The 22,072-nt window shown below is 64.6% G+C and carries 21 protein-coding genes; 18 read left to right on the top strand and 3 right to left on the bottom strand.

Annotation, left to right across the window (positions count from 1 at the left end; translation table 11 throughout):
* Window positions 1-56: 56 nt before the first annotated feature.
* Both JLK41_RS12755 and JLK41_RS12750 read right to left on the bottom strand, forming a co-directional pair.
* The gene (locus JLK41_RS12755) at window positions 57-1,448 is read right to left on the bottom strand and encodes a NarK family nitrate/nitrite MFS transporter (RefSeq protein ID WP_210391226.1); all 1,392 of its coding nucleotides are present in this window, start codon (window positions 1,446-1,448) and stop codon (window positions 57-59) included.
* 38 nt (window positions 1,449-1,486) lie between these two features.
* Complete coding sequence (locus JLK41_RS12750; protein WP_210391165.1) at window positions 1,487-2,749, bottom strand: MFS transporter; 1,263 nt, start codon at window positions 2,747-2,749, stop codon at window positions 1,487-1,489.
* Between the two features lie 231 nt (window positions 2,750-2,980).
* Between JLK41_RS12750 and JLK41_RS12745 the strand changes: the two genes are divergently transcribed.
* The 12 genes from JLK41_RS12745 (at window position 2,981) to JLK41_RS12690 (ending at window position 14,105) form a co-directional block, all read left to right on the top strand.
* A complete protein-coding gene (locus JLK41_RS12745) occupies window positions 2,981-4,783 on the top strand; it encodes a HAMP domain-containing protein (protein WP_152488978.1) in 1,803 nt (600 codons plus the stop codon).
* A complete protein-coding gene (gene narL, locus JLK41_RS12740; protein ID WP_047588152.1) occupies window positions 4,780-5,415 on the top strand; it encodes a two-component system response regulator NarL in 636 nt (211 codons plus the stop codon). The genes JLK41_RS12745 and narL overlap by 4 nt, the downstream gene beginning before the upstream one ends.
* A 320-nt stretch (window positions 5,416-5,735) precedes the next feature.
* On the top strand, window positions 5,736-6,461 hold the full coding sequence (locus JLK41_RS12735) for a hypothetical protein (protein ID WP_047588151.1): 726 nt from the start codon (window positions 5,736-5,738) through the stop codon (window positions 6,459-6,461).
* 82 nt (window positions 6,462-6,543) lie between these two features.
* Window positions 6,544-7,221: a Crp/Fnr family transcriptional regulator gene (locus JLK41_RS12730; RefSeq protein WP_047588149.1), complete on the top strand. Its 678-nt coding sequence runs from the start codon at window positions 6,544-6,546 to the stop codon at window positions 7,219-7,221.
* A 22-nt stretch (window positions 7,222-7,243) separates the two neighbouring features.
* On the top strand, window positions 7,244-7,645 hold the full coding sequence (locus JLK41_RS12725; protein WP_047588146.1) for a putative zinc-binding protein: 402 nt from the start codon (window positions 7,244-7,246) through the stop codon (window positions 7,643-7,645).
* Between the two features lie 286 nt (window positions 7,646-7,931).
* The gene (locus tag JLK41_RS12720; protein WP_210391164.1) at window positions 7,932-8,444 is read left to right on the top strand and encodes an antirestriction protein ArdA; all 513 of its coding nucleotides are present in this window, start codon (window positions 7,932-7,934) and stop codon (window positions 8,442-8,444) included.
* 505 nt (window positions 8,445-8,949) lie between these two features.
* Window positions 8,950-9,321: a helix-turn-helix domain-containing protein gene (locus tag JLK41_RS12715; protein ID WP_425321854.1), complete on the top strand. Its 372-nt coding sequence runs from the start codon at window positions 8,950-8,952 to the stop codon at window positions 9,319-9,321.
* Between the two features lie 11 nt (window positions 9,322-9,332).
* On the top strand, window positions 9,333-10,160 hold the full coding sequence (locus JLK41_RS12710) for a replication initiator protein A (RefSeq protein WP_210391163.1): 828 nt from the start codon (window positions 9,333-9,335) through the stop codon (window positions 10,158-10,160).
* A gap of 244 nt (window positions 10,161-10,404) precedes the next feature.
* Window positions 10,405-11,043, top strand: coding sequence for a ParA family partition ATPase (gene parA / locus JLK41_RS12705; RefSeq protein WP_013715988.1), 639 nt, complete (start codon window positions 10,405-10,407; stop codon window positions 11,041-11,043).
* A complete protein-coding gene (locus tag JLK41_RS12700) occupies window positions 11,040-11,282 on the top strand; it encodes a hypothetical protein (RefSeq protein WP_210391162.1) in 243 nt (80 codons plus the stop codon). Before parA ends, JLK41_RS12700 begins: the two co-directional genes overlap by 4 nt.
* Entirely contained in the window at window positions 11,279-11,806 is a 528-nt protein-coding gene (locus tag JLK41_RS12695) for a S26 family signal peptidase (RefSeq protein WP_210391161.1), read from the top strand. Before JLK41_RS12700 ends, JLK41_RS12695 begins: the two co-directional genes overlap by 4 nt.
* A gap of 349 nt (window positions 11,807-12,155) precedes the next feature.
* On the top strand, window positions 12,156-14,105 hold the full coding sequence (locus JLK41_RS12690) for a relaxase/mobilization nuclease and DUF3363 domain-containing protein (protein ID WP_210391160.1): 1,950 nt from the start codon (window positions 12,156-12,158) through the stop codon (window positions 14,103-14,105).
* Between the two features lie 17 nt (window positions 14,106-14,122).
* On the opposite strand, the gene JLK41_RS12685 is transcribed toward JLK41_RS12690, so the two are convergent.
* Window positions 14,123-14,977 carry a helix-turn-helix transcriptional regulator gene (locus JLK41_RS12685; RefSeq protein WP_210391159.1) on the bottom strand — a complete coding sequence of 285 codons (855 nt, stop codon included), beginning with the start codon at window positions 14,975-14,977 and terminating at the stop codon, window positions 14,123-14,125.
* Window positions 14,978-15,133: 156 nt separating this feature from the next.
* On the opposite strand from JLK41_RS12685, the gene hemA reads away from it, so the two are divergent.
* From hemA to JLK41_RS12655, 6 genes are all read left to right on the top strand, one after another.
* The gene (gene hemA / locus JLK41_RS12680; RefSeq protein ID WP_210391158.1) at window positions 15,134-16,366 is read left to right on the top strand and encodes a 5-aminolevulinate synthase; all 1,233 of its coding nucleotides are present in this window, start codon (window positions 15,134-15,136) and stop codon (window positions 16,364-16,366) included.
* 1 nt (window position 16,367) lies between these two features.
* The gene (locus tag JLK41_RS12675) at window positions 16,368-16,871 is read left to right on the top strand and encodes a GNAT family N-acetyltransferase (protein WP_210391157.1); all 504 of its coding nucleotides are present in this window, start codon (window positions 16,368-16,370) and stop codon (window positions 16,869-16,871) included.
* Window positions 16,868-17,938, top strand: a complete 1,071-nt coding sequence (locus tag JLK41_RS12670) for a Gfo/Idh/MocA family oxidoreductase (RefSeq protein ID WP_092320686.1) — start codon at window positions 16,868-16,870, stop codon at window positions 17,936-17,938. The genes JLK41_RS12675 and JLK41_RS12670 overlap by 4 nt, the downstream gene beginning before the upstream one ends.
* A 22-nt stretch (window positions 17,939-17,960) precedes the next feature.
* Window positions 17,961-19,814 carry an asparagine synthase (glutamine-hydrolyzing) gene (gene asnB / locus JLK41_RS12665; protein WP_210391156.1) on the top strand — a complete coding sequence of 618 codons (1,854 nt, stop codon included), beginning with the start codon at window positions 17,961-17,963 and terminating at the stop codon, window positions 19,812-19,814.
* An 85-nt stretch (window positions 19,815-19,899) separates the two neighbouring features.
* Complete coding sequence (locus tag JLK41_RS12660) at window positions 19,900-21,099, top strand: MFS transporter (protein WP_210391155.1); 1,200 nt, start codon at window positions 19,900-19,902, stop codon at window positions 21,097-21,099.
* A 13-nt stretch (window positions 21,100-21,112) separates the two neighbouring features.
* Window positions 21,113-22,039: a LysR family transcriptional regulator gene (locus JLK41_RS12655; protein ID WP_210391154.1), complete on the top strand. Its 927-nt coding sequence runs from the start codon at window positions 21,113-21,115 to the stop codon at window positions 22,037-22,039.
* Window positions 22,040-22,072 lie beyond the last annotated feature (33 nt).

Below are 22,072 nucleotides of genomic sequence, written 5' to 3'. Positions count from 1 at the left end.
CCTCTCAGGCTGAGCGCGGGCGGCCCCGCGCTCGTCATTTCTTGGGTTGTGGCGGACTAGCAGGGGGTCTCTGCGCCCTTGCGCGAGTACCACCACCAGGTGACCAGGATGCAGCTGACGTAGTAGCCAACGAACACGTACAGGGCGACCTCGGGCCCGCCGGTGAGGGCGATGGAGCTGCCGAAGGACTTGGGAATGAAGAAGGCGCCGAAGGCCCCGATGGCCGAGCTGAAGCCTAGCACCGCGGCCGATTCCTTGCCGGCGGCCTTGATCGCCTGCTCCTTCTCGGCGGCGCCCTTACCGGCGCTGAGGCGCTCGTGCAGGGTGCGGAAGATCACCGGGATCATGCGGAAGGTCGAACCGTTGCCGATGCCGGTAGTGACAAACAGCAGCATGAACATGGCCAGGAAACCGTAGAAGTTACCGCCCTGGCCGTGCTGCGGCAGGAAGGCGATCACCCCGAACACGGCGGCGATCATCAGCACGAAGTTCCACAGGGTCACCCGCGCACCACCGAGTTTGTCCGCCACCCAGCCGCCCAGCGGACGCACCAGGGCGCCGACCAGCGGACCGAGGAAGGCGAACTGCAGGGCGTTGACCCCAGGGAAGGAATGCTTGATCAGCAGCGGGAAGGCCGCAGCGAAGCCGATGAAGGAACCGAAGGTGGCCAAGTACAGCCAGCACATCAGCCAGTTGTGCTGGCGCTTGAAGATCACTGCCTGCTCGGCGAAGGACGCCTTGGCACTGGCCAGGTCGTTCATGCCGAACCAGGCCGCCAGAGTGACCGCCGCGATCAGCGGCACCCACACCAGGCCGGCGTTCTGCAGCCACAGCTGACTGCCGTCGGCCAGTTCCTGCGGCTTGCCGCCCACCGCACCGAACAGGCCGAAGCCGATCACCAGCGGTACCAGAAACTGCATGGCCGACACGCCCAGGTTACCCAGCCCGGCGTTCAGGCCCAGGGCGGTGCCCTGCTGCGCCTTGGGGTAGAAGAAGCTGATGTTGGACATGCTGGAAGCGAAGTTGCCGCCGCCGAAGCCGCACAGCAGGGCGATGATCACGAACACGCTGTAGGGCGTGCCCGGGTCCTGCACGGCCCAGCACATCCAGATAGAGGGAATCAGCAGCGAGGCAGTGCTCAGGGCGGTCCAACGGCGCCCGCCGAACACAGGCACCATGAAGGAATAGAAGATACGAAAGGTGGCCCCGGACAGCCCGGGTAGAGCCGCCAGCCAAAACAACTGGTCGGTGCTGAAGGCGAAGCCGATGGCGTTCAGGCGCACGATCACCGTACTCCACACCATCCATACGGCAAAGGCGAGGAACAGCGCAGGAATCGAGATCCACAGGTTACGGGTGGCGATGGCCTTGCCGGTGGAACCCCAGAAATGTGGGTCCTCCGGGCGCCAGTCCTCGATCACAGGCCCTTGCCGGGGCGGCTGCCCCATGGCCGGATTCTTGGTTGCGGACATGCTGAATCTCCTTGTCAGGAAGCAGAATTCATGGAAGCGGTGGAACCCGAACCCATGACTGGGGTTTTGCGAACCTCGCTGAAGTACATCCAGATCAGAGAAACCCAGACCACGCCGTACAACAGCATGAAGGCGGAAGAGCGCACTCCAGTGAGGTCGACCAGCACGCCGAACATGATCGGCAGGACGAAGCCGCCCAGGCCGCCGGCGAGGCCGACGATGCCGGACACGGCGCCCATGCGATCAGGGAATTCGTTGGAGATGTACTTGAACACCGAGGCCTTGCCGAAGGCCCAGGCGATGCCCATGACGAACATCAGCGCGGTGAACACCCAGACGTTGAGGCCGATGTGGAACGTCTGCGGGCCGTTGACCGTGTGCACGGTGAAGTCGGTCTGCGGGTAGGAGAGGATGAACAGGCACACCCAGCTCACCCACATCACCCACCAGGTCACGCTGTGCGCGCCCCACTTGTCCGACATCCAGCCACCGATGGCGCGCAGCACGCCGCCCGGCAGGGAGAAGCAGGCGGCCAGCAGCGCCGCGCTCTGCAGGCTGAAGCCGTATTCCTGCACGTAGTACTTGGTCATCCACAGGGCCAGCGCGACGTAGCCGCCGAAGACGATCGAGTAGTACTGGCAGTAGCGCCAGACGCGCGGGTCCTTCAGGGTCTTCAGCTGCTCACCCAGCGACACGCTGCTCGGTACCCGGTGCGCCTTGTTCTCGTAGGTGAGGAACCAGAACAGCAGCGCGGTGATGAACATGATCGCCGAGTAGACCTTCGGCACCATCTGCCAGCTGGCGGCGGCGATGATCGCCGGGGCGATGAACTTGGTCAGCGCCGAGCCGGCGTTGCCCGCGCCGAAGATGCCCATGGCCAGGCCCTGGCTGGACTTGTCGAACCACTTGGCGACGTAGGCGATGCCTACCGAGAAGGAGCCGCCGGCCAGGCCGACGAACAACCCGAGGACGAGGAACTGCCAGTACTGGGTGGCCTCGCTGATCAGGTAGATCGGCAGCACGCAGACCAGCATCAGCACGAAAAACACGATGCGTCCGCCGAAGCGGTCGGTGAGCATGCCCAGCGGCAGGCGGATCAGCGAACCGGTCAGGACCGGCGTCGAGGCCAGCAGGCCGAACTGGGTCTCGTTGAGCTGCAGCAGTTCCTTGATGGGTACACCGAGTACCGCGAACATCATCCACACCATGAAGCAGATGGTGAACGCGGCGGTACTCATCCCCAGCACCAACCCCTGTTGCATTTTCTGGCTCACCATGAACGCTCTCCCAAGCTGTTTCATGGCTGCAGGCTATTGCCAGGGGGGCCGTCGTTTCTTGATCTGGATCAAGGAGCACCGGCGCCCTTACGACCTACCATTGCCCCAACTACCACCAAAGTGATAGTGGCAAAAATCAAGAATAAATCCTTTTAAATCATTGATTTATCGCAACAACAGAGCCTCGGCCGGTGGATCGCGGAGCGCTCCGAACTCTTTGGAGGTAGCGCGATGCTGGACTGGTTCAAGGGCTCGTTGCCGGCCCGCGCCGGGCTGGCGGTGATACTGATCGCCACCCTGGCCTTCTGCAGCGCGATCAGTGCCGTGCTGATCGCCATGGTCAGCGAGGACGACGCCGCCGCCATCAACACCGCCGGCTCGCTGCGCATGGCCACCTACCGCCTGAACTGGCGCCTGGAAGCCAATGCCGACGCCACCACCATCGCCGCCCTGCGCGACGACATGCAGCGGCGCCTGGACAGCAACTCGCTCAGGCACATGATCGGCGACGAGCCCGACGATCCGGTCGGCCATGCCTTCGCCAACATCCAGCGTCAGTGGCGCGAGCAGTTGCTGCCAGCCCTGGAGCGTGGCGACCGGGTTACCTTCCAGCAACAGTCGGAGATCTTCGTCGGCCAGCTGGAAAACTTCGTCATGCAGCTGCAGAAGCAGAGCGAGAAGCGCCAGAGCTGGCAGCAGAGCATCCAGGGCGCGGCCCTGCTGATGACCGTGGTGATCCTGCTGGTGGGCATGTTCGAGCTGCAGAACAGCGTGATCACCCCGTTGCAGGAGCTGGTCGGCGCCACCGAGCGCTTCCGTGCCGGCGACCTCGACGCGCGCATCGAGTACCGTTCCATCGATGAACTGGGGCAGATGGCGTTGAGCTTCAACGCCATGGCCGACGCCATCGAGGAATCGCACCGCACCCTCGAATCGCGGGTGGCGGAAAAGACGCAGAACCTGGCGCAGAGCAATGCCGCCCTGGAGCTGCTGTACCAGAGCAGCCGCAGCATCGCCAGCAGCCCGGCCAACGCCGAGCAGCTGGACGAGCTGATCGACAGCTTCCAGCAGCGCCTGCCCGGCCTGCGCCTGACGCTGTGCCTGAAAGGCGATACCCAGGCGCCGGTGGAGCACCTGATCGCCCTGCACGGCAACGAGTCGCGGGAAATCTGCGCGCGCAGCGACTGCGCCAGCTGCCAGCGCCATACCCAGCCCAACGGCCTGGACTTCATCATCAGCTCGCAGGGCAACAGCCTGGGCGAGCTGTGCGCCCACTACGAGGACGGCCACACCCCGCGCCAGTGGGAGCAGGAGTTGATCCAGGCGCTGGCCAACCTGATCGGCACGTCGCTGTCGCTGGAGCGCCAGCGCGAGCAGGACAACCGCCTGCTGCTGCTCGACGAGCGCACTACCATCGCCCGCGAGCTGCATGATTCGCTGGCCCAGGCGCTGTCCTACATGAAACTGCAGGTCAGCCGCCTGCAGACCCTGATCCGCCGCGGCGAAAGCAGCGAGGTGCTGCTGCAGGTCAGCGACGAGCTGCGCGAGGGTCTGAACAGCGCCTATCGCCAGTTGCGCGAACTGCTCACCACCTTCCGCCTGCAGATCCAGGACGGCGGCATCGAGCAGGCCCTCGACGACACCGCCCGCGAGTTCGCCGAGCGCGGCAACCTGCGCGTGCTGCTGCACGCCGAACCGCTGGCCTTCACCCTGTCGGCCACCGAGCAGATCCACCTGCTGCAGATCGCCCGCGAGGCGCTCTCCAACTGCGCGCGCCATGCCCAGGCCAGCCAGGCCTGGGTGCACCTGCGTCAGTGCGGCGAGAATGTCGAGCTGCTGGTCGAAGACGACGGCATCGGCATCGATCCCGCTTACGACAGCCGTCACCACCATGGCCTGAACATCATGCAGGAGCGCGCCCGCAGCCTGGGCGGCAGCCTCGCATTGACTCCCCGCGAGCCCCTGGGCACCCGCGTGCGTCTGCTGTTCTGTCCGGAATTCCTGCGTCAACCGACTCCCGAGGCTCTTTCATGAACGCCACCCTGCCCCACACCCTGCTGCTGGTCGACGACCATCCGATGATGCGTCGCGGCCTGCGCCAGCTGATCGAGCTGGAAGGCGACCTGACCGTGGTGGGCGAAGCCAACAACGGCCTCGAGGCCTGCGAGCTTGTACAGCGCCTGACTCCCGACCTGGTGGTGCTGGACAACAACATGCCGCAGCTCAATGGCGTGGAGACGCTCAAGCGCCTGCGCGAGCAGGGCTTCGCCGGCAAGATCCTGCTGTTCACCGTGTCCGACGCCGAGCACGACGTGCGCGACGCCATGCGCTTCGGCGCCGACGGCTACCTGCTCAAGGACATGGAACCCGAACACCTGATCGCCCGCCTGCGCGAAGTACTGCGCGGCACCCTGGTGATCAGCCCGTCGCTGACCACCGTGCTGGCCCAAGCCTTGCGTACCCCGCAGGGTGCCAGCTCTCTGGACCTGACCGAGCGCGAACGCCAGGTGCTGAAAATGATAGCCGCCGGACTGAGCAACAAGATGATCGGCAATAAGCTCGGTATCACCGAGGGAACGGTCAAGGTGCATGTGAAGAACCTGCTGCACAAGCTCGGCCTGCGCTCGCGAGTCGAGGCGGCCGTATGGGCACTAGAGAATCTCTAGCAACAACTTGTCTGCACGCTGGCATTGACTCACCTCCCGAAACTCACCTCGGTAACGGTTCTCTCGCTGTAACTCAATGCCTCGAACTCCACCTCAGTGGGTTGAGATGCCCTAGTCCAGCGTTCAGCCTAGGAACTGACAAGAAGGTCATGAGCTGTGTCAGGAACCGCACCGTCACTGCGTAACGGAACTTGATTCCCGTCAAGGGGCCATCCGCCGTATGCACTAGGGTAGGACCGTCACAACCTATAGAGACAACTCATGACCCACACAATCAGGCTCGTCCGAACGGTCACCCCGCACCCACTCCGGAGAAAGCCTTGAGATCCCTACTGCGCACCCTACTACTGCCCGGGCTGCCCACTTTCGAGGCACCGCTGAACGCCAATCAGCGCCGTTTTAAGGCCCTGCATCTCGCCAATCGGCAGGCCTTCCTAGGCCAGCAGGCCCTGCTCTACTGTCTGCTCGACGATCACGACATGGCCCGGCGTCATTGCCAGGCTTGCCTGGACGAGCTCAACAAGTGTTGCAGCCGCCTGCAAGCGCTCATGGAAGGGAGCGCCGAACAGCAACGCGTCGACACCCTGGCCCGGCTCTCGCAGGGCTACGCCCTGATGCTCGGCGCCAGCGAGGATGATGAATTGCGGCATGCGACACTCGCTGTCGGCGAGCTACTAATGCTGCGTTCTCTAGAAGTGGCCAAGCGACTCGCCGCCGGCTGTGACTCGCCCACTGCAAAGTGGCTGACGCAGTGCGGCCGGATCTATGCCTACAGTCAACGTACCCTGTGCGTACTGGCACTGAGCGAGTCGCTGTCCTTGCGCCTAGATCGAGCATCGCTACTACTAACCTGCCACGAACACTGTCATCAGGCACTGGTCGAACTCGACCGGCTGGCCGCCTGCCACACCGAGGCAAACCAGTTGCTGCGCGAACTCGAGCAGTTGCATCAATGCTCATCCCGAGAGCCTGACGCCCCCTGGCTGCATCAGATCAGCACCAGCCTGCTGTTCAGCTTAAAGCGTCTGGAAGACTTCCACGCCTGAGTCTGCCTCTTTGGAGGTAACGCCTCGGAGGAATGGGCCACGCATGCGCGACCACCTAACATGCAGGACATGGAGGTGGACCATGCTTACCGATTCCACGACCCAATCTGCACTACGCAAGCATTACCTGTTCGACCGCCTGCCGCAGCCTCTCTTTCAGGAGATCTGTTGCCTGGCCATCCGAAGACGCTTGGAGGTCGGTGGCGTACTTTTCCACCAAGGCGATGCGGCAGACCGTTTCTACCTACTGCTCGATGGACGTATTACCCTGACCCGTGTGCTGCCAGAAGGCCAAGAAAAGCTAGTGGAGGTGATCTCGTCAGGGCAGAGCTTCGCTGAGGCGTTGATGTTCAGCGGCACCCGTTACTATCCTGTGACAGCCAGCGCGCTCAAGCCGAGCAGCCTGATTAGCATTGACGCAGGGCACTACCGGCACCTTCTTGAGGAGCAGCCCAAGACCTGTCTAGAGCTGCTCGGCCACCTGAGCGCACGCCTGCACCAGCGCCTCAACGAGATCGACACCCTGGCCCTGGGCAACGCCAGTCGGCGCGTGGCGCGCTACCTGTGCCAGGAACAGGAGGCTCGCAATGGCATCATCCAGCTCAGCGCACCCAAACGCCTGATCGCCACTCAGTTGGGCATCCAACCGGAAACATTCTCGCGCATCCTGCACCGCCTGATCGACGACGGCCTTATCGCCATGGAACGGCGAGTTATTCGTGTACTCGACCAGCCGCGATTGGCCAACTACCACGACTGAATGCAGCCCGCGAGGAGGTCAAATGCGCGATCCCAAGCTACCCCTGGTCTACTCCTGCTCCGGCTGCTCCAATGTCGCGCAGTTGGCCAACACTCTGGCGGTGCGCCTTGATCGCGCTGGTCTGGCGGAAATGTCCTGCATTGCCGGAGTCGGCGGACGAGTTGCCTCGCTAGTCAGCAAGGCAAATAGCGGTCGGCCGATCCTTGCCATCGACGGCTGCCGCCTGCAATGCGTACGCGGCTGCCTCGACCAGCATGGCGTACGCGCCAGCGAACACTTGGTGCTCAGCGAACAGGGCCTGAAGAAACGCTACGGTGAGGATTTCAGCGGCGAGACGGTCGAACAGATCTACCTCGAAGTGGTCGACCTACTGGCCGGCGAACGTATGCAGAAGCGTTTCCGGAGGCCGCAGTTGGTTGAGTGAGTCTCCGAGCCCCCAGCAATACTGCGCTGGAAGGAAGCTTAGCGGCGCCAAAATCTAAACGATAGATGCTGGCAGCACCTGAGGTGAAACTTTCCTTGCTTCTTCCAAAGCAGGGGCTCTTGCCCCCTCAAAATCAAGAAAAATAGACGGTTTCCACCCGGCCGCTGCGCTAGGTGGATCCTCCGCGATTTTTCCTGATTTTTTCACGACCGCCTTAGTCGCCCTAGTCGGCAGGGGTTCATGCGCAGCGCAAGCGCAGAACCCTGAAGACGAAGGAGCGAAAGCCATGAGCGAACACATCAGGATCTACGTTGCCGACCTGGCCGCCTACAACGCCGGTCACCTGCATGGCGTCTGGATCGACGCCACTCTGGAGTTGGACGACATCCAGGCGCAGGTCAGTGCCATGCTGACGGCATCGCCGGTTGAGAGTGCGGAGGAGTATGCAATCCATGACTTCGAGGGCTTCGCCGGGTATCGCCTCGGCGAGTATGAAGGCCTTGAGAACGCCCATGAGATCGCCTGCTTCATCGAAGAATATCCCGAGTTCGGCGGCGCCCTGCTCGCTCATTTCAACGACCTGGAGCAGGCGCGCAAGGCGGCAGAGGAAGACTATTGCGGCTGCTACAGCTCGCTGGTCGACTACGCCCAGGAGCTGACCGAGGAAACCACCAGCATTCCGACCCACCTGGCGATGTATATCGATTACCGCGCCATGGCCCGTGACATGGAATACAGCGGCGACGTGTTCACTTTGGAGACGGGCTTCGAGCAAGTACATGTGTTCTGGTGTCGCTAGGCCAGCAGAAGGCACCGGGGCGACCCGGTGCCTTGTTCTTTGCGCCCCTGTCCTGCCGGCCACCCGCGCGCCCCACCCGGAAGGCTGCTGCACGGGTGCGCGCCCCGGCGATCAGCCTGGAACAACCACGTTGTGCTGCCAGTTGATTGAGACCGTTACGGTCTTACGGTTTTGCCCAAATCCGTCGATCCGTATCCACGGATTTGCTGATTGGTGGGGAAGCGGATCTACGTTTTTACGGATTTACGGAAGTACGCCGATGCGGCTTTCAGGCTTTGTGGAAAGCCGTAGATCCGTATATCCGTGGGGCTACGCGTGCGGAGCTTGGCGTGCTTGGGCACCATGGCCGGTGACGCGCGTAGATGGGCGTACTCGGTCAGCGTCCAGACCTTCCCGGTATCAATCCTCGCCCCTCCTGCCTGCGTATTCGCCCAGACCCAACCCGGCATGATCGGGCGCGACGGCTGCCGCACGGTGCACCTCCCACGTCAACGGAGGACACACCATGTCGCAGTCAACCAATCTTTCCCATCACTCGCGTCGCATCGATCTCGATGCCCCGCTGCACCGCAAGGCTGGGCCGACGGCTCATGCCATGCGGCCCGTGGAGGGCGCTGGCGAGGCGCAAACACCACAGACCTGCCCTCCCCCTCGCTACCTCACCAACAGCGAAGCCGCGGCCTTCCTGCGGCTGTCGCCGCGCACGCTGGAGAAGCAGCGGGTAATCGGCGGCGGACCGCGCTTCCACAAGTTTGGCCGACGGGTGATGTACGCGGTTACCGACCTCGAGGCCTGGGCCGGTGAGCGCAGCTTCGAGACCACCTTCGATCCCGAGTACATCGACCGCCACCCGGGAGCACAGCGTGATGATCAATGAAACCTTCGCCTATGAATCGTCGGCATCTCGATTTGACTTCGCAGAGCGAGCAACTGGATCTATTCCGCGCCCTGCCGGGGGATATGGCGCCACGCGACGCCCAGGATCTGATGGCGCATCCGTTCTTCTCGCTGGCCAAGTCGCGGCGCACCGTACCGATCGACTTTCGCTCGGGCGAGGTGACGGTACGTGTAGAAGGCACGTTGGAGCATGGCATCGCCACGATCTGGGATGCCGATATCCTGATCTGGGCGGCCAGCCAGCTTGTCGAGGCGCGCGATGCCGGCATCCCCACTTCGCGACTGATGCGTGCGACGCCCTACCAGATCCTGCGCTTCATCGGCCGCGGCACCTCGCTGCGCGACTACCAGCGCCTGAAAGCGGCGCTAGATCGGCTGCAGTCGACCAGCGTGGCCACCTCGATTCGCGAGACCACCGGCCGACGCCTACACCGTTTCTCCTGGATCAACGAGTGGAAGGAACTGGCCGCGGCGGATGGCCGGCCACTGGGCATCGAGCTGATCCTGCCGGACTGGTTCTACAGCGGGGTGCTGGATCAGGCCTTGGTGCTGACCATCGACCCGGCCTACTTCCGCCTCACCGGCGGCATCGAGCGCTGGCTGTACCGACTGGTGCGCAAGCATGGTGGCAAGCAGAGGGACGGCTGGCAGTTCGACTTTCGCCACCTCTACCGCAAATCGGGCAGCTCGGCGCGCTACTCGGACTTCGCCCTCGACCTACGTGCGCTGGTGGCTCGCCAGTCGCTACCCGGGTATCGCCTGGAAGTGGTGCGTCTGTCCCGTTCGACCGAGCTGCTGGCCTTCCGGCGCGTGCCGTAGACGGCACGGGGATATCTTCTGGAAAAGCTGTGAATCCAGACGTGCTTTCAGGCGCACGCCGGCCCGTGCTATCAGGAGCGCGGTGCACGTGCCTTCAGGCGCACGAACGCCTCTGCAGACCACGGCTGGCGCGCCTTTCAGCCCTCTCTAACATTACTAACTTAAAAGCTCTAACTTGTTATTGGGGCAGCGCCTGTGTGTGGACAGGTGCTGATCGGGGCAGTCTGACCGGGGAGATCCGGCCATGATCGTCGCCCTGCTCAACCAGAAAGGCGGGGTGGGCAAGACCACCCTGGCCACCCATATCGCCGGCGAACTGGCCCTGCGCGGACAGAACGTCATCTTGCTCGATGCCGACCCACAGGGCTCGGCACTGGACTGGACACAACGGCGCAGCCAGCAGGGCTTGCCCAGGCTGTTCAGCGCCGTCGGCCTGGCGCGCGAGACACTGCACCAGGAAGCCCCAGAGCTCGCCCGTCGTGCCGATCACGTGATCATTGACGGACCACCGCGCATCGCCGCCCTCGCCCGCTCGGCGTTGCTGGCGGCAGATCGCGTGTTGATCCCGGTACAGCCCAGCCCCTACGACCTGTGGGCCAGCGCGGAGATGGTCAACCTGATCCGCGAGGCACAGGTGTTCAGGCCCACGCTGCGCGCGGCGTTTGCCATCAATCGCCGCGTCAGCACCACGGTGATCGGCCGGGAAGCCCGCGGCGCCTTGGCCGAGCAGCCGCTACCGGCACTGCAGGCAGAGGTACGCCAGCGCATCGTCTTCGCCGAAAGCGTGGCAGCCGGTCGCCTGGCGCGTGAACTGGCGCCGGACAGCGCCGCCGCGCGCGAGGTCAGCAGCCTGGTCGACGAGCTGCTGAGGTGGTCACCATGAGCGGCAAGCGCATCGGTATCGGTGCACGCCCGCTGGCCGATCCGCAGGCCGAAGCCTGGATACGCCAGGGCGCCGCCGTCGACAGCGGCAAGGCCGAGCGCTACAGCGCCCGGCTGACGCTGGACGTGACGCCGGCACTGCGCACGCGCATCAAGCTGGCGGCCTTCGACCGCGGCGTGACCATGGCGGAAATGCTGCGCGAAGTGCTGGAGCAGCAGTTTCCGGAGAGCGCGTCATGACGTTGTGTGCTCGCGGCATGCGGTGGCCACTGGCGCTGCTCGCCGGCAGCCTGGCAGCAATGGGTTGGGCAACGATTGCAACGTCGCCACCACGGCTGGTCTACAACGCGTCCGACAGCGTGCCCGTCGGCTGGTACCGCATTTCGCCGGCCAACTCGTTGGAGCCGGGCGATCTGGTGCTGGTTCATCTACCGCCGGAGGCAAGGTCGCTGGCGGCGCAGCGCGGCTACCTGCCGGCGAACGTGCCGCTGTTGAAGACCGTGGCGGCGATGGCGCCGCAGCGGGTGTGCATGTTGGGCAGTCAGGTGCGTATCGATGGCGTCGTTGTTGCCAGGCGCATGAGGAGGGATCGACAGGGGCGCGCGCTGCCAACCTGGCAGGCCTGCCGGCGCCTGGTTGGCGACGAGCTGTTCCTGCTCAGCAGCAGCAACCCGGCGTCGTTTGACAGCCGCTACTTCGGCCCGATATCCGCCGACGCGGTGATCGGTCGGGCGCAGCCCTTGTGGCTGGAGTCGCGTCGATGAGCTGGCCGTTTCCCTGTCGCCCCGCCTGCCGACTGCATGCGCTCGACGTGCGCGGTCGCGGGCCGCCTGGCTGCAGATACCTCTGCCCTCGCCTGCCGGCCAGGAGCTTTGGAAGTCGCCATTCTGCCTCCCCTGATTACCCAGCTCAGCAGCGCAAAGGCACGGAAAAAGCGGAGGGCAAGATAAAAGGGGGCGGCACTTCGTTGGCCTGGAAAGCAGTCTGCACGGGGGTTGGCGGCGACACAGCGCCGGTGTCGCCAGGTGCCGAAATAGTGCTCGCCCTACAGTTTCACTGGCCGGGAAGCGTGCCTGACACGCCGTACTGCGATCAACTTGGAGGAGTCCAAACATGAGCAAAGGGAGTCGTCAGGACGACGAATTGCGTTTTCGCCCGCAGCCGGGCAAGCCGCAGCAACGCGGTCAACCCTTCGTCAATCAGGTGCTGCGCCAGGCCAACAAGGCCGGCACCGGAAATCCGCGCAAGGCGGGCCACCAGCCCGGCGCCCGCCTCGGCCGCGGGCATGTCGCCGCTCGTTTCAGCGCGCAGCAACTGCCGTCCAACGCCCGTCGCGTCACCATCAAGACACGCTTGGTAAACCTGCGCCAGGCTGGCAAGCGCTCGACGCTCAGCCACCTTCGCTACATTGAGCGCGACGGAGTCAGTCGCGAGGGCGATCCGGGTCAGGCCTATGGATCATTGACCGACCAGGCCGACCTCAATGCGTTCGAGGAACGTTGCTGGGATGACCGCCACCAGTTTCGCTTTATCGTCTCGCCCGAGGACGCTGAGCAACTCGACGACCTACGCACCTACACCCGCCACCTGATGAGCCGGATGGAGGCCGACCTCGGCACCCGCCTCGACTGGGTGGCGGTCGACCACTGGAACACCGACAACCCGCACACCCATATCGTCCTGCGCGGCAAGGACGACACCGGCAAGGACCTGGTGATCGCCCGCGACTACATCGCCGAGGGCATGCGCAACCGTGCTTCTGAGCTGGCCACCGAATGGCTGGGGCCGCGCACCGAGCTGGAGATCCAGCAGAGCCTACAGCGCGAGGTGCAGCAGGAGCGTTTCACCAGCCTGGATCGCAACCTGCTGCGCGAACGCCTGGCCGGCGGCCTGAGCCTGAAAACACTTGCAAACCATCCACGTCGGCAACTGCTGATCGGCCGCTTGCAGCATCTGCAGAAGCTTGAACTGGCCCATGAAGTTCGACCTGGGCATTGGCTCCTGCATGACGACGTCGAGGCGACCCTGCGCGCCATGGGCGAGCGCGGCGATATCGTGCGTACGATGCAACGGGCCATGGGTAGCCTGCAGCGCGAGCTGGCGGTCTTCGAGCCGGGCAAGGATGGTTCTGTTGTGGTCGGTAGGATCGTATCCAAGGGCCTGGCCGACGAGCTAAACGACCGCGGCTATCTAGTGGTCGACGGCCTCGACGGCAAGGCGCATTACCTGGCCCTGCCTACCCGTGCGGAGCTGGCCGACTACCCCATCGGCGGCCTGGTGGAAACACGCAGTCTGAGCAAGCCGCGCGCGGTGGATCGCTCGATTGCTTCGCTGGCTGCGGACGGCCTTTATCGAACCGATCATCACCTGGCCCTGGCACGCTCGCAGTCGAGCGACGGACATGATCCTGATGCACTGATCGAGCGTCATGTGCGCCGCCTCGAAGCCCTGCGCCGGGCCGGTATCGTCGAGCGGTTGGCCGAGGGTGTCTGGCGGGTGCCGGCCGACCTGCCCGAGCAAGGCCGGCAGCATGATGCTCGCCGCCTGGGCGATGTCGCCGTCGAGCTGCGCACACCGCTGCCCCTCGAGCAGCAGGTACGCGCCGTCGGCGCGACCTGGCTGGACCAACAGCTGATCGGCGGCAACCGCGAGCTGGTCGACAAGGGCTTCGGCAAGGAAGTGCGTGAAGCGTTGCGACAGCGTGCCGACTTCCTGGTGGAACTGGGGCTGGCCGAACGCCAAGGCCAACGCGTGGCGCTCTCACGCAACCTGCTGGCCACCCTGCGAGGACGGGAGCTGGCCGCAACGGCGCGCGAGATCTCGGCGCAGACGGGCATGCAGTATCGCCCGGTAGTCGAGGGCCAGCGCGTCAGTGGGATCTACCGGCGCAGCGTGCAGTTGGCCAGCGGCCGTTATGCCCTGCTCGACGATGGCATCGGCTTCAGCCTGGTGCCGTGGAAGCCGGTGATCGAGCAGAGGCTCGGGCAGAGCGTGTCGGCGGTGATTCAGGGCAACAGCGTGTCCTGGCAACTGGGTCGCCAGCGCGGGCCGTCGATTGGTTGAGCAACAGGCGCCGGGGCTTATACCAGCGCCGGCTCCTGTTGCAGCCACTGCTCGAAGTCGCGGCTCTGCGGCATACCTTCCTTGGCTGCGTAGTAGACCAGCCGCAGGTGGCGATCCTCGTCGATGGTCAGCGTGGTGTGTTCGAACACCACCTGGCCGACCGAATCGATCTTCAGGTGACGGATCCCCTGGCAAGGGCCGTGGATGTCCTGCTGTCGCCACCACTCCCTGAAATCCGGCGAGGCCTTCTCCAGATCCTTCACCAGAGCGGCGATATCTGGATCCTGGGTCGCCCGCACGAAGTCGCGGCGGAAGCTGGAGAGGATCTGCAGCGCCTGCTCAACCCAAGGGTTGAACAACTCGCGCATGGCCGGGCTGGTGAACAGCATCCACAACAGGTTGCGGCGATCCGCCGGCAGCGCGGAGAAGCCAAACACCCGGTCCGCCGCAGCATTCCAGGCCAGCACATCCCAGCGCAGGTTGAGCACATAAGCCGGACGTGACGGCAGATCCCCCATTAGACGGTGAATCAGCGCCGGCACCGTGCACCAGGTCTTCCCTGGCTCTGGCGGGAGGCGCTGGTGAGCGAGCAGGAACAGGTGACGACGCTCGGTGGCATCCAGCTTGAGCGTGCGCGAAAGGTTGTCGAGGAAGGTCGCGGAAACGCTGATGTCCCGGCCCTGCTCAAGCCAGGTGTACCAGGACAAACCCACCCCGGCCAGGGCCGCGACCTCCTCGCGACGCAGCCCCGGCGTGCGCCGTCGACTACCGGCGGGCAGGCCCACCTCCTCCGGCGAAATTCTTTCGCGGCGGCTACGCAGGAATTCGGCCAGCTCTACCCGAGTGCGTTCAGCTGTGCGAGGCGCGCTCATCCGGTTACCTCCAGTACTAGGATAAACAGTCAAATTGTAACCCCTATAAATCCCGAGAAGAATAGCCCGACCTGGCCGCAATTACCCGTGTCAGGGCTCTCGCTTGATGAGGAACCACACAGAGACGTGTCATCAACTCGCTAAGGAGATAAACGGATGTACCAAGCACTTCTTCGGGAACAACTGGAGACATTGAAGTCCTCCAACCAGTACCGCACCTTCACCACCCTCAGCCGCATCTGCGGCCAGTACCCGCTGGCCAAACTGGATGGCCGTGAGCAAGAACCGGTGGTGGTCTGGTGCAGCAACGACTACCTCGGGATGTCGCAACATCCTGCAGTGCGCGAACAGATGCACGATGCGTTGGAGACCTACGGAGCGGGCTCCGGCGGATCGCGTAATATCGGCGGTTCGCACGAGGTGTATTCCAGTCTGGAAGCAAGCCTGGCTGACTGGCACAGCAAGGAAGCGGCGCTGGTCTTCCCCACCGGCTTCGGCTCCAATGACGCCACCCTCCAGTGCCTGCTGCGGCGCATCCCCGACTGCGTGGTGATCAGCGATGAGCTGAACCACGCCTCCATCGTCAACGGCATTCGTTCCACGCCCAACGAGCGCAAGATCTTCCGCCATAACGACGTCGAGCATCTGGAGCAGATTCTCGCCAGCTACCCGCTGGGTCAGCCGAAGATTGTGGTGTTCGAGTCGATCTACTCGATGGATGGGGACATCGCCCCAATCGCCGAAATCGTTGCGATCGCCAAGCGCTACAACGCCCTCACCTACCTCGACGAGGTGCATGCGGTGGGCATGTACGGCCCACGTGGCGCCGGTATCGCCGCCGAGCTGGGCGTGGCCGATCAGGTGGACATCATTCAGGGCACCATGGCCAAGGCCATCGGTGTGATCGGCGGCTACATTGCATCGACCCAGGTGATCGTCGATGCAGTGCGCTCCTTCGCCACCGGCTTCATCTTCACCACCTCGCTGCCGCCGGCAATTACCGCAGGCTGTCTGGCCAGCGTCGAACACCTCAAGGCCAGCCGCGCCGAGCGCGATCGCCTGCATGCCCAGACCGCCAAGCTGCGCGAGCGCCTCAAGCACCATGACGTACCGGTGATGCCCTGCTCGCAGACGCATGTGTTGCCGGTGCTGGTGGGCGAGGCCAAGCGCTGCAAGGTGGCGGCCGAGCGCCTACTGCATACCCACGGCGTGTACCTGCAGCCGATCAACTATCCATCCGTGCCGGTAGGGACCGAGCGCTTCCGCGTCAATGCCACACCGAACCACAGCGATGCGCAGATCGAGCACCTGGCGCTGTCGCTGCGCGAGACCTTCGATCACTTCAGCATCCCGCTTGCGTCCGAGGTGTTTGCTGCGGAGGTGGCCTGAGATGGAACAGTCCTTCTTCACAGTACGTCCGGCGAACCAGGCCGACCTGGCCCGTTTGGTGGAGCTGCGCGCGTATCTGCTGGACGGCACCAACGCCAGCTATTCGAGCAAGACGCCGGAGGACGCGGCGCGCTGGCGGGCGGCCTACCGCACCTGGCTGAATAGCCGCCTGAACGACAGCGACTGCGTGCAGATCCTCGCCGCCGAGCACAGGGAATCCGGCCAGATGCTGGGTTGCGCGACCGCCATCATCGACCAACGCGCGCCGGCACCGGGCTGCCTTAACGGCCTGTCCGGCTGGGTGCAGTCGGTGGTGGTGGAACCGCAGTGGCGGGGCCGTGGCATCGCCAAGCAACTGATGCAGCACCTGCTGCGCTGGTTCGCCAACCGCGACGTCGGCTGCGTGGTGCTGCAGAGCACCGCGGATGCCGGCACGCTGTACCAGACCCTCGGCTTCGCCGTCAGCGACGAGCGCCTGCTGATCCGTCAGGAGGCCTCGGCATGAAGATTCTGATCATCGGCCTGGGCTACGCCGGCAACCGCTACCGCCGCGCCTTCGAACATATCGCCACGAGTACCGGCCTGCCGCTGTCTCTAGCCTATGTCGGGCGTCGGCAGAAGACGACCGAACTGCCCTACTTCGATAACGTTGGCCGCGCGCTGCTGGTGTTTGAGCCGGACATCGTGGTGGTCAGCGTCAACGACCACAGCCATGCGCCTGTGCTCAAGCAGTTGGCCGGCTACCGGGGCTTCGTGCTCTGCGAGAAACCCCTGGTCACGCCTGCTGACGACCTGGATGAGCTGCTCGGTGCGCTAGATCGGATCAGTGGCTTTGCCCTGGACCTGGTGGAGCGCTACTCGGATGCGACCCAGCAGTTGCGCGACTGGGTCGAGCGCCATGACTGGCAACTGGTACGTGCCAGCTTCCACTGGGGCAAGGACCGTATCAACGACTACCGCCCCACCTGCGGCGTGACCAGCGAGGTGATTCATGCCCTGGATCTGCTCGGCTGGATCTGCCCGCGCGCCGGCCAGCTCCAGCTCGATGGCGTGCTCGGTGTGCGCTCGGACTTCTCCATCTCCGGCGCAGAGGTGCTCGACACCTTGCAACTCATCGCCAGCTTGGGCGAAGCGCGGATCACCGGCTACGCCAGCTTCGTCAACATCGTGCGCCAACGCACCGTGGATTTCAGCTTCGTCGATCGCGATACCCGGCTGATCCATGCGCGCCTGGTGTTCGACACGCCGCGCTGGGATCACGACCAGCTGCGGATCTGGACGCGCGGTGCCAACGGCGCCGAGGAGCTGCTGCACGAGTTCGCCACCGCGCCCGACGAGCCTGGCCTGGACACCCTGCACAAGCTCTCGCGGCTGTGCCGGCAGGTGGTGCGCGCCGTGGCGCTCAAGGAGACGCCCCGCCAGCCCTTCGCGGGGCTCGACACCGCCGTGGCGCTACAGCGCCTGCTCAACGACCTGGAAACCCATGCCCGAGCCCCAGCACCGGCGCGCTACGTCCATGGCGAGACGCGCGTGCTGCTGGCCGAGGACAGCGACCTGGAAAGCCTCGGTTAACCCAATCACAAGGAGAACGACTATGTGTGGAATCGCTGGATGGCTGTCATACAGCCAGAACCTGGAAACGCAACGCGACACCCTGCAGCGCATGACCGACACCATGGCCCGGCGCGGGCCGGATGCCGGCGGGCTGTGGATCGACGGACCGGTCGGCCTGGGCCATCGGCGCCTGTCGATCATCGACCTGGAGGGCGGTCGCCAACCGATGACCGCCCTGCACGGTGGCCCGCGCGAGGTCGCGGCCATCACCTACAGCGGCGAGGTCTACAACTTCCGCGAGCTGCGCACCGAACTGCAACGACTTGGCCACCGTTTCGAGACCCGCAGCGACACCGAGGTGGTACTGCGCGCCTATGTCGAATGGGGCGAGGCCTTCGTCGAGCGGCTCAACGGCATGTATGCCTTCGCCATCTGGGACCTGCGTTCGCAAGAGCTGCTGCTAATTCGCGACCGCATGGGCGTCAAGCCGCTTTATTACTTCCCCACCGCGGACGGTGTAGTGTTCGGCTCCGAGCCCAAGGCGCTGCTGGCCAACCCGCTGGTACCGCGCAAGGTGCGTGCAGACGGCCTGCGCGAGATCCTGGAGATGGTGAAGACGCCAGGCCATGCGGTGTTCGCCGGCATGCGCGAGGTGATGCCGGGCGAGATCGTGCGCATCAACCGCCAGGGCCTCGGCCGTCGCCACTACTGGAAGCTGGAAGCGCGCGAGCACGAACACACGCTGGACGAGACCATCCGCCATACCCGCGACCTGCTGGAGGACATCGTCGACCGCCAGATCGTCGCCGATGTGCCGTTGTGCAGCCTGCTCTCCGGCGGCCTGGATTCCTCGATCATCACCGCGCTGGCGTCGAAGAAGCTGCTGGCCGCCGGCAAGGAAAACATCCGCTCCTTCTCCGTCGACTTCGTCGACCACGGCAGCGGTTTCACCGGCGATGCCGTGCGCGGCACGCCGGATGCGCCCTTCGTGCGTGACCTGGTGGAGATGATTCGCTCCAGCCACCAGGAGATCGTCCTCGACAGCCGCGAGCTGGCCGATCCGGCGCTGCGTGCACAGATCGTTCGCGCCCTCGACCTGCCACCGGCCTTCTGGGGCGACATGTGGCCATCGCTCTACCGGCTGTTCCAGGAGGTGCGCAAGCACTCGACGGTGGCACTGTCGGGCGAGAGCGCCGACGAGGTCTTCGGTGGCTACCGCTGGTTCCACGATCCGGAGGCGATCCAGGCCGATACCTTCCCCTGGCTGGCCTCGGTCACCGGCAAGTACTTCGACGGTAAGACCCTGTTCGATCCAGGACTGCTGGCCCAACTCGACATGCACAGTTTCCTGCGTGACAGCTACACCCAGGCCATTGCCGAGGCGCCGGTGCTGCCGGGCGAAAGCGCGGTCGACCAGCGCATGCGGCAGATGAGCTACGTCAACCTGACACGCTTCGTGCAGACCCTGCTCGACCGCAAGGATCGCATGAGCATGGCTGTCGGCCTTGAGGTGCGGGTGCCTTTCTGCGACCACCGCCTGGTCGAGTACGCCTTCAATATCCCCTGGGCGATGAAGGCCTTCGACGGGCGAGAGAAAAGCATCCTACGCGCGGCGACCCGCGACCTGCTGCCAGAGTCGATCAGCGAGCGGGTGAAGAGCCCATATCCCTCGACTCAGGATCCAGCCTACGAGCAGGCGCTGCGTGATGCCCTGGCCGCTATCCAGGCGGATCACAACGCGCCGGTGACGCCACTGCTCGACAGCGGCCGTATCCAGCAGACCCTGGCCAAGCCGCTCGACAGCGTCTCGCCCATGTACGAGCGCATGGGTATGGAGCTGGCGGTCGGCCTCAACACCTGGCTGAACGAGTACGACGTCAGCCTCGAACTCTAGTCCCCAACCGGATACGGCCCCGGTGCGGGGTCGCATCCCTACGCTGTACCACCCACGCGTTCTTGCAACGCAAGCGAGTCCGAGCATGCACACACCCAACCAATCACCCATCTACCTCATAGCGCTGGGGGCCTTCGCCCTCGGCATGGCCTCCTACGTCACCGCCGGGTTGATCCCGATGATCGAGGCCTCGTTCGCGGTCTCCGTCGCGGTGGCTGCACAGTTGGTCACCGCCTTCACTCTGGCTTATGGCCTGGGTTCGCCGATCTTCGTGGCCCTGACCCCAGCACACCGTCAGCGCGCCGGCTTGTTGCTGGCCTTGGGCCTGTTCGTCATCGCCAACGCCGCCAGCGCGCTGGCCGAGAGTTTCACCGCACTTATGGTCTGGCGCGCCATCGCCGGTATCGGCGCCGGCGTCTACCTGGCCATGGGCATCGGCGCCTCGGCCGCCGTGTCCACCCCGGAACGCCGCGGCAAGGCCATTGCCATAATCATGGGCGGCATGGCCAGCGGCGTGGTGCTGGGCGTGCCGCTCAGCCTGCTGATCGCCGAACAGCTGGGCTGGCAGGCCGCCTTGTGGCTCGTAACCTTGCTCGGTCTGGTGGCCCTTGTCGGCCTGCTGCTGAAGCTCCCTTCCCTGCCGGCAGCCACCGCCACCACGCTGGGCCAGAAGCTGGCTATCCTCGGCGACGGCCATGTGCTGGTCATCCTGCTGGTGTCGCTGCTCGCCGCCATCGCCAGCCTGGGCATGTACACCTTCATCGCCCCATTGCTGGCTGACCCGGCCTACGGCGCGGTGCGTTCGGTCACCCCCTATCTGTGGGTCTGGGGCATCGGCGGCGTGCTGGGCAGCTTCCTGATCGGCCCCCTGGTGGATCGCATCAAGGGCCCGGTGCTGACCTTCGCCATCATGCTGATCCTCGCCGTGTCGCTGTTTGTGCTGCCGCTGACGGCGGCCCTCAGTACCTGGCTGGTGATGCTGCCCATCGCGCTATGGGGCGCGGTCGGCTGGGCACTGCAGGTGCCGCAGAACAACGAGCTGATCCTGGCACGGCAGGCCCAAGGTGACGGCAACCTGGCCATCGCCCTGAACGAGTCGGCGCTCTACCTGGGCAGCGCCATCGGCGCCGCGGCCGGCGGCTTCGTGCTGCTGTTGCAAATGCCCACCTGGACCCTGGCCGCCAGCGCCGGTGGTGTCGCAGCCCTCGGTGCCCTGCTGCAGGTCGTCAACCTGCGTCGCCAGCCAACCTGGAACGGCGACGTGCAAGCCGAACCCTACAACTGACGGAGGAAAGGCCGTGGAACTGCGCCACCTTCGCTGTTTCATCGCCGTCGCAGAAGAACTGCACTTCGCCCGTGCCGCCGCGCGCCTGCATATCGAACAGTCGCCCCTGTCGCGGATCATCAAAGAGCTGGAGTACCGCCTGGGCGTGCAACTATTCGAGCGCACCACGCGGCGCACGCGCCTGACCTGGGCCGGCAAGGTGCTCTTGGAAGAAGCGCGTCGGGTGCTGGCCGTGGTCGACCAGGCCAAGGCCAGCGTCAAGAGCGCGGCGGCCGGCTACCGCGGACGTATTCGCGTCGCGCTGTCCGACGGTATACCCCAGGCACGCCTGGCCGCCCTGCTCGCCCAGTGCCGCGAGGAAGAACCCGAGGTCGAGATCTGCCTCTCAGAAGTCACCTTTAGCGAGCAGGTCAGGGGCCTGAACGACGACCTGTTCGACATCGGACTTGCACAGTCCGACGAGGTTGGCGATGGCCTGGTGGCCGAGCCGGTCTGGTTCGATCCGCTGGTTGTGGCGGTACCTGCCCGCCACCCACTGCTGAGCTACCGGCGCGTGCCGCTCGACGAGGTGGTGCGCTACCCGTTGGTCCTTTGCGATCCGCAAGTTTGCGAAGGCTTCTGGCAACAGCTGCAGCGGGTGCTGGGCGCCGTGGATACGCGACTGACTATTGCTGACCGCGTTCCAACTCTGGATCTGATGATGGCGTTGGTGGCCGCGGGTTACGGCCTGGGCTTCTCCAGCCTGGCGCGCATCAACGAACTCAACAATCCGGACGTCGTGGCCAGGCCGCTAGACGGCTGTGCATCGATGCTAACCACCTACTTGGTAAGGCGCGAAGGCGATCCAGCCGAGCAACTGGCCAGGTTTATCGAGCGGGTCAGCCCGGCAGAAACTCAGGTGATGCTGCCGGATCACAGATCACACAAGGAGATCGCCTGATCGCATCAGGCACAAGATATCCCCTCGCAGCGC

Source organism: Ectopseudomonas khazarica, assembly GCF_017915135.1.
GTDB lineage: Bacteria > Pseudomonadota > Gammaproteobacteria > Pseudomonadales > Pseudomonadaceae > Aquipseudomonas > Aquipseudomonas khazarica.
This window is presented reverse-complemented; position numbering and strand designations above follow the sequence as displayed.

Bases quoted from the DNA above. Each gene is read 5' to 3' on its own strand.
- JLK41_RS12700 (WP_210391162.1), top strand. From the start codon at position 11,040: ATGAGCGGCAAGCGCATCGGTATCGGTGCACGCCCGCTGGCCGATCCG.
- JLK41_RS12675 (WP_210391157.1), top strand. From the start codon at position 16,368: ATGGAACAGTCCTTCTTCACAGTACGTCCGGCGAACCAGGCCGACCTG.
- JLK41_RS12730 (WP_047588149.1), top strand. From the start codon at position 6,544: ATGCTTACCGATTCCACGACCCAATCTGCACTACGCAAGCATTACCTG.
- JLK41_RS12685 (WP_210391159.1), bottom strand. From the start codon at position 14,977: ATGAGCGCGCCTCGCACAGCTGAACGCACTCGGGTAGAGCTGGCCGAA.
- JLK41_RS12750 (WP_210391165.1), bottom strand. From the start codon at position 2,749: ATGGTGAGCCAGAAAATGCAACAGGGGTTGGTGCTGGGGATGAGTACC.
- JLK41_RS12695 (WP_210391161.1), top strand. From the start codon at position 11,279: ATGACGTTGTGTGCTCGCGGCATGCGGTGGCCACTGGCGCTGCTCGCC.
- JLK41_RS12725 (WP_047588146.1), top strand. From the start codon at position 7,244: ATGCGCGATCCCAAGCTACCCCTGGTCTACTCCTGCTCCGGCTGCTCC.
- JLK41_RS12715 (WP_425321854.1), top strand. From the start codon at position 8,950: ATGTCGCAGTCAACCAATCTTTCCCATCACTCGCGTCGCATCGATCTC.
- hemA (WP_210391158.1), top strand. From the start codon at position 15,134: ATGTACCAAGCACTTCTTCGGGAACAACTGGAGACATTGAAGTCCTCC.
- JLK41_RS12755 (WP_210391226.1), bottom strand. From the start codon at position 1,448: ATGGGGCAGCCGCCCCGGCAAGGGCCTGTGATCGAGGACTGGCGCCCG.
- asnB (WP_210391156.1), top strand. From the start codon at position 17,961: ATGTGTGGAATCGCTGGATGGCTGTCATACAGCCAGAACCTGGAAACG.
- JLK41_RS12670 (WP_092320686.1), top strand. From the start codon at position 16,868: ATGAAGATTCTGATCATCGGCCTGGGCTACGCCGGCAACCGCTACCGC.
- JLK41_RS12720 (WP_210391164.1), top strand. From the start codon at position 7,932: ATGAGCGAACACATCAGGATCTACGTTGCCGACCTGGCCGCCTACAAC.
- parA (WP_013715988.1), top strand. From the start codon at position 10,405: ATGATCGTCGCCCTGCTCAACCAGAAAGGCGGGGTGGGCAAGACCACC.
- JLK41_RS12745 (WP_152488978.1), top strand. From the start codon at position 2,981: ATGCTGGACTGGTTCAAGGGCTCGTTGCCGGCCCGCGCCGGGCTGGCG.
- JLK41_RS12690 (WP_210391160.1), top strand. From the start codon at position 12,156: ATGAGCAAAGGGAGTCGTCAGGACGACGAATTGCGTTTTCGCCCGCAG.
- narL (WP_047588152.1), top strand. From the start codon at position 4,780: ATGAACGCCACCCTGCCCCACACCCTGCTGCTGGTCGACGACCATCCG.
- JLK41_RS12710 (WP_210391163.1), top strand. From the start codon at position 9,333: ATGAATCGTCGGCATCTCGATTTGACTTCGCAGAGCGAGCAACTGGAT.
- JLK41_RS12660 (WP_210391155.1), top strand. From the start codon at position 19,900: ATGCACACACCCAACCAATCACCCATCTACCTCATAGCGCTGGGGGCC.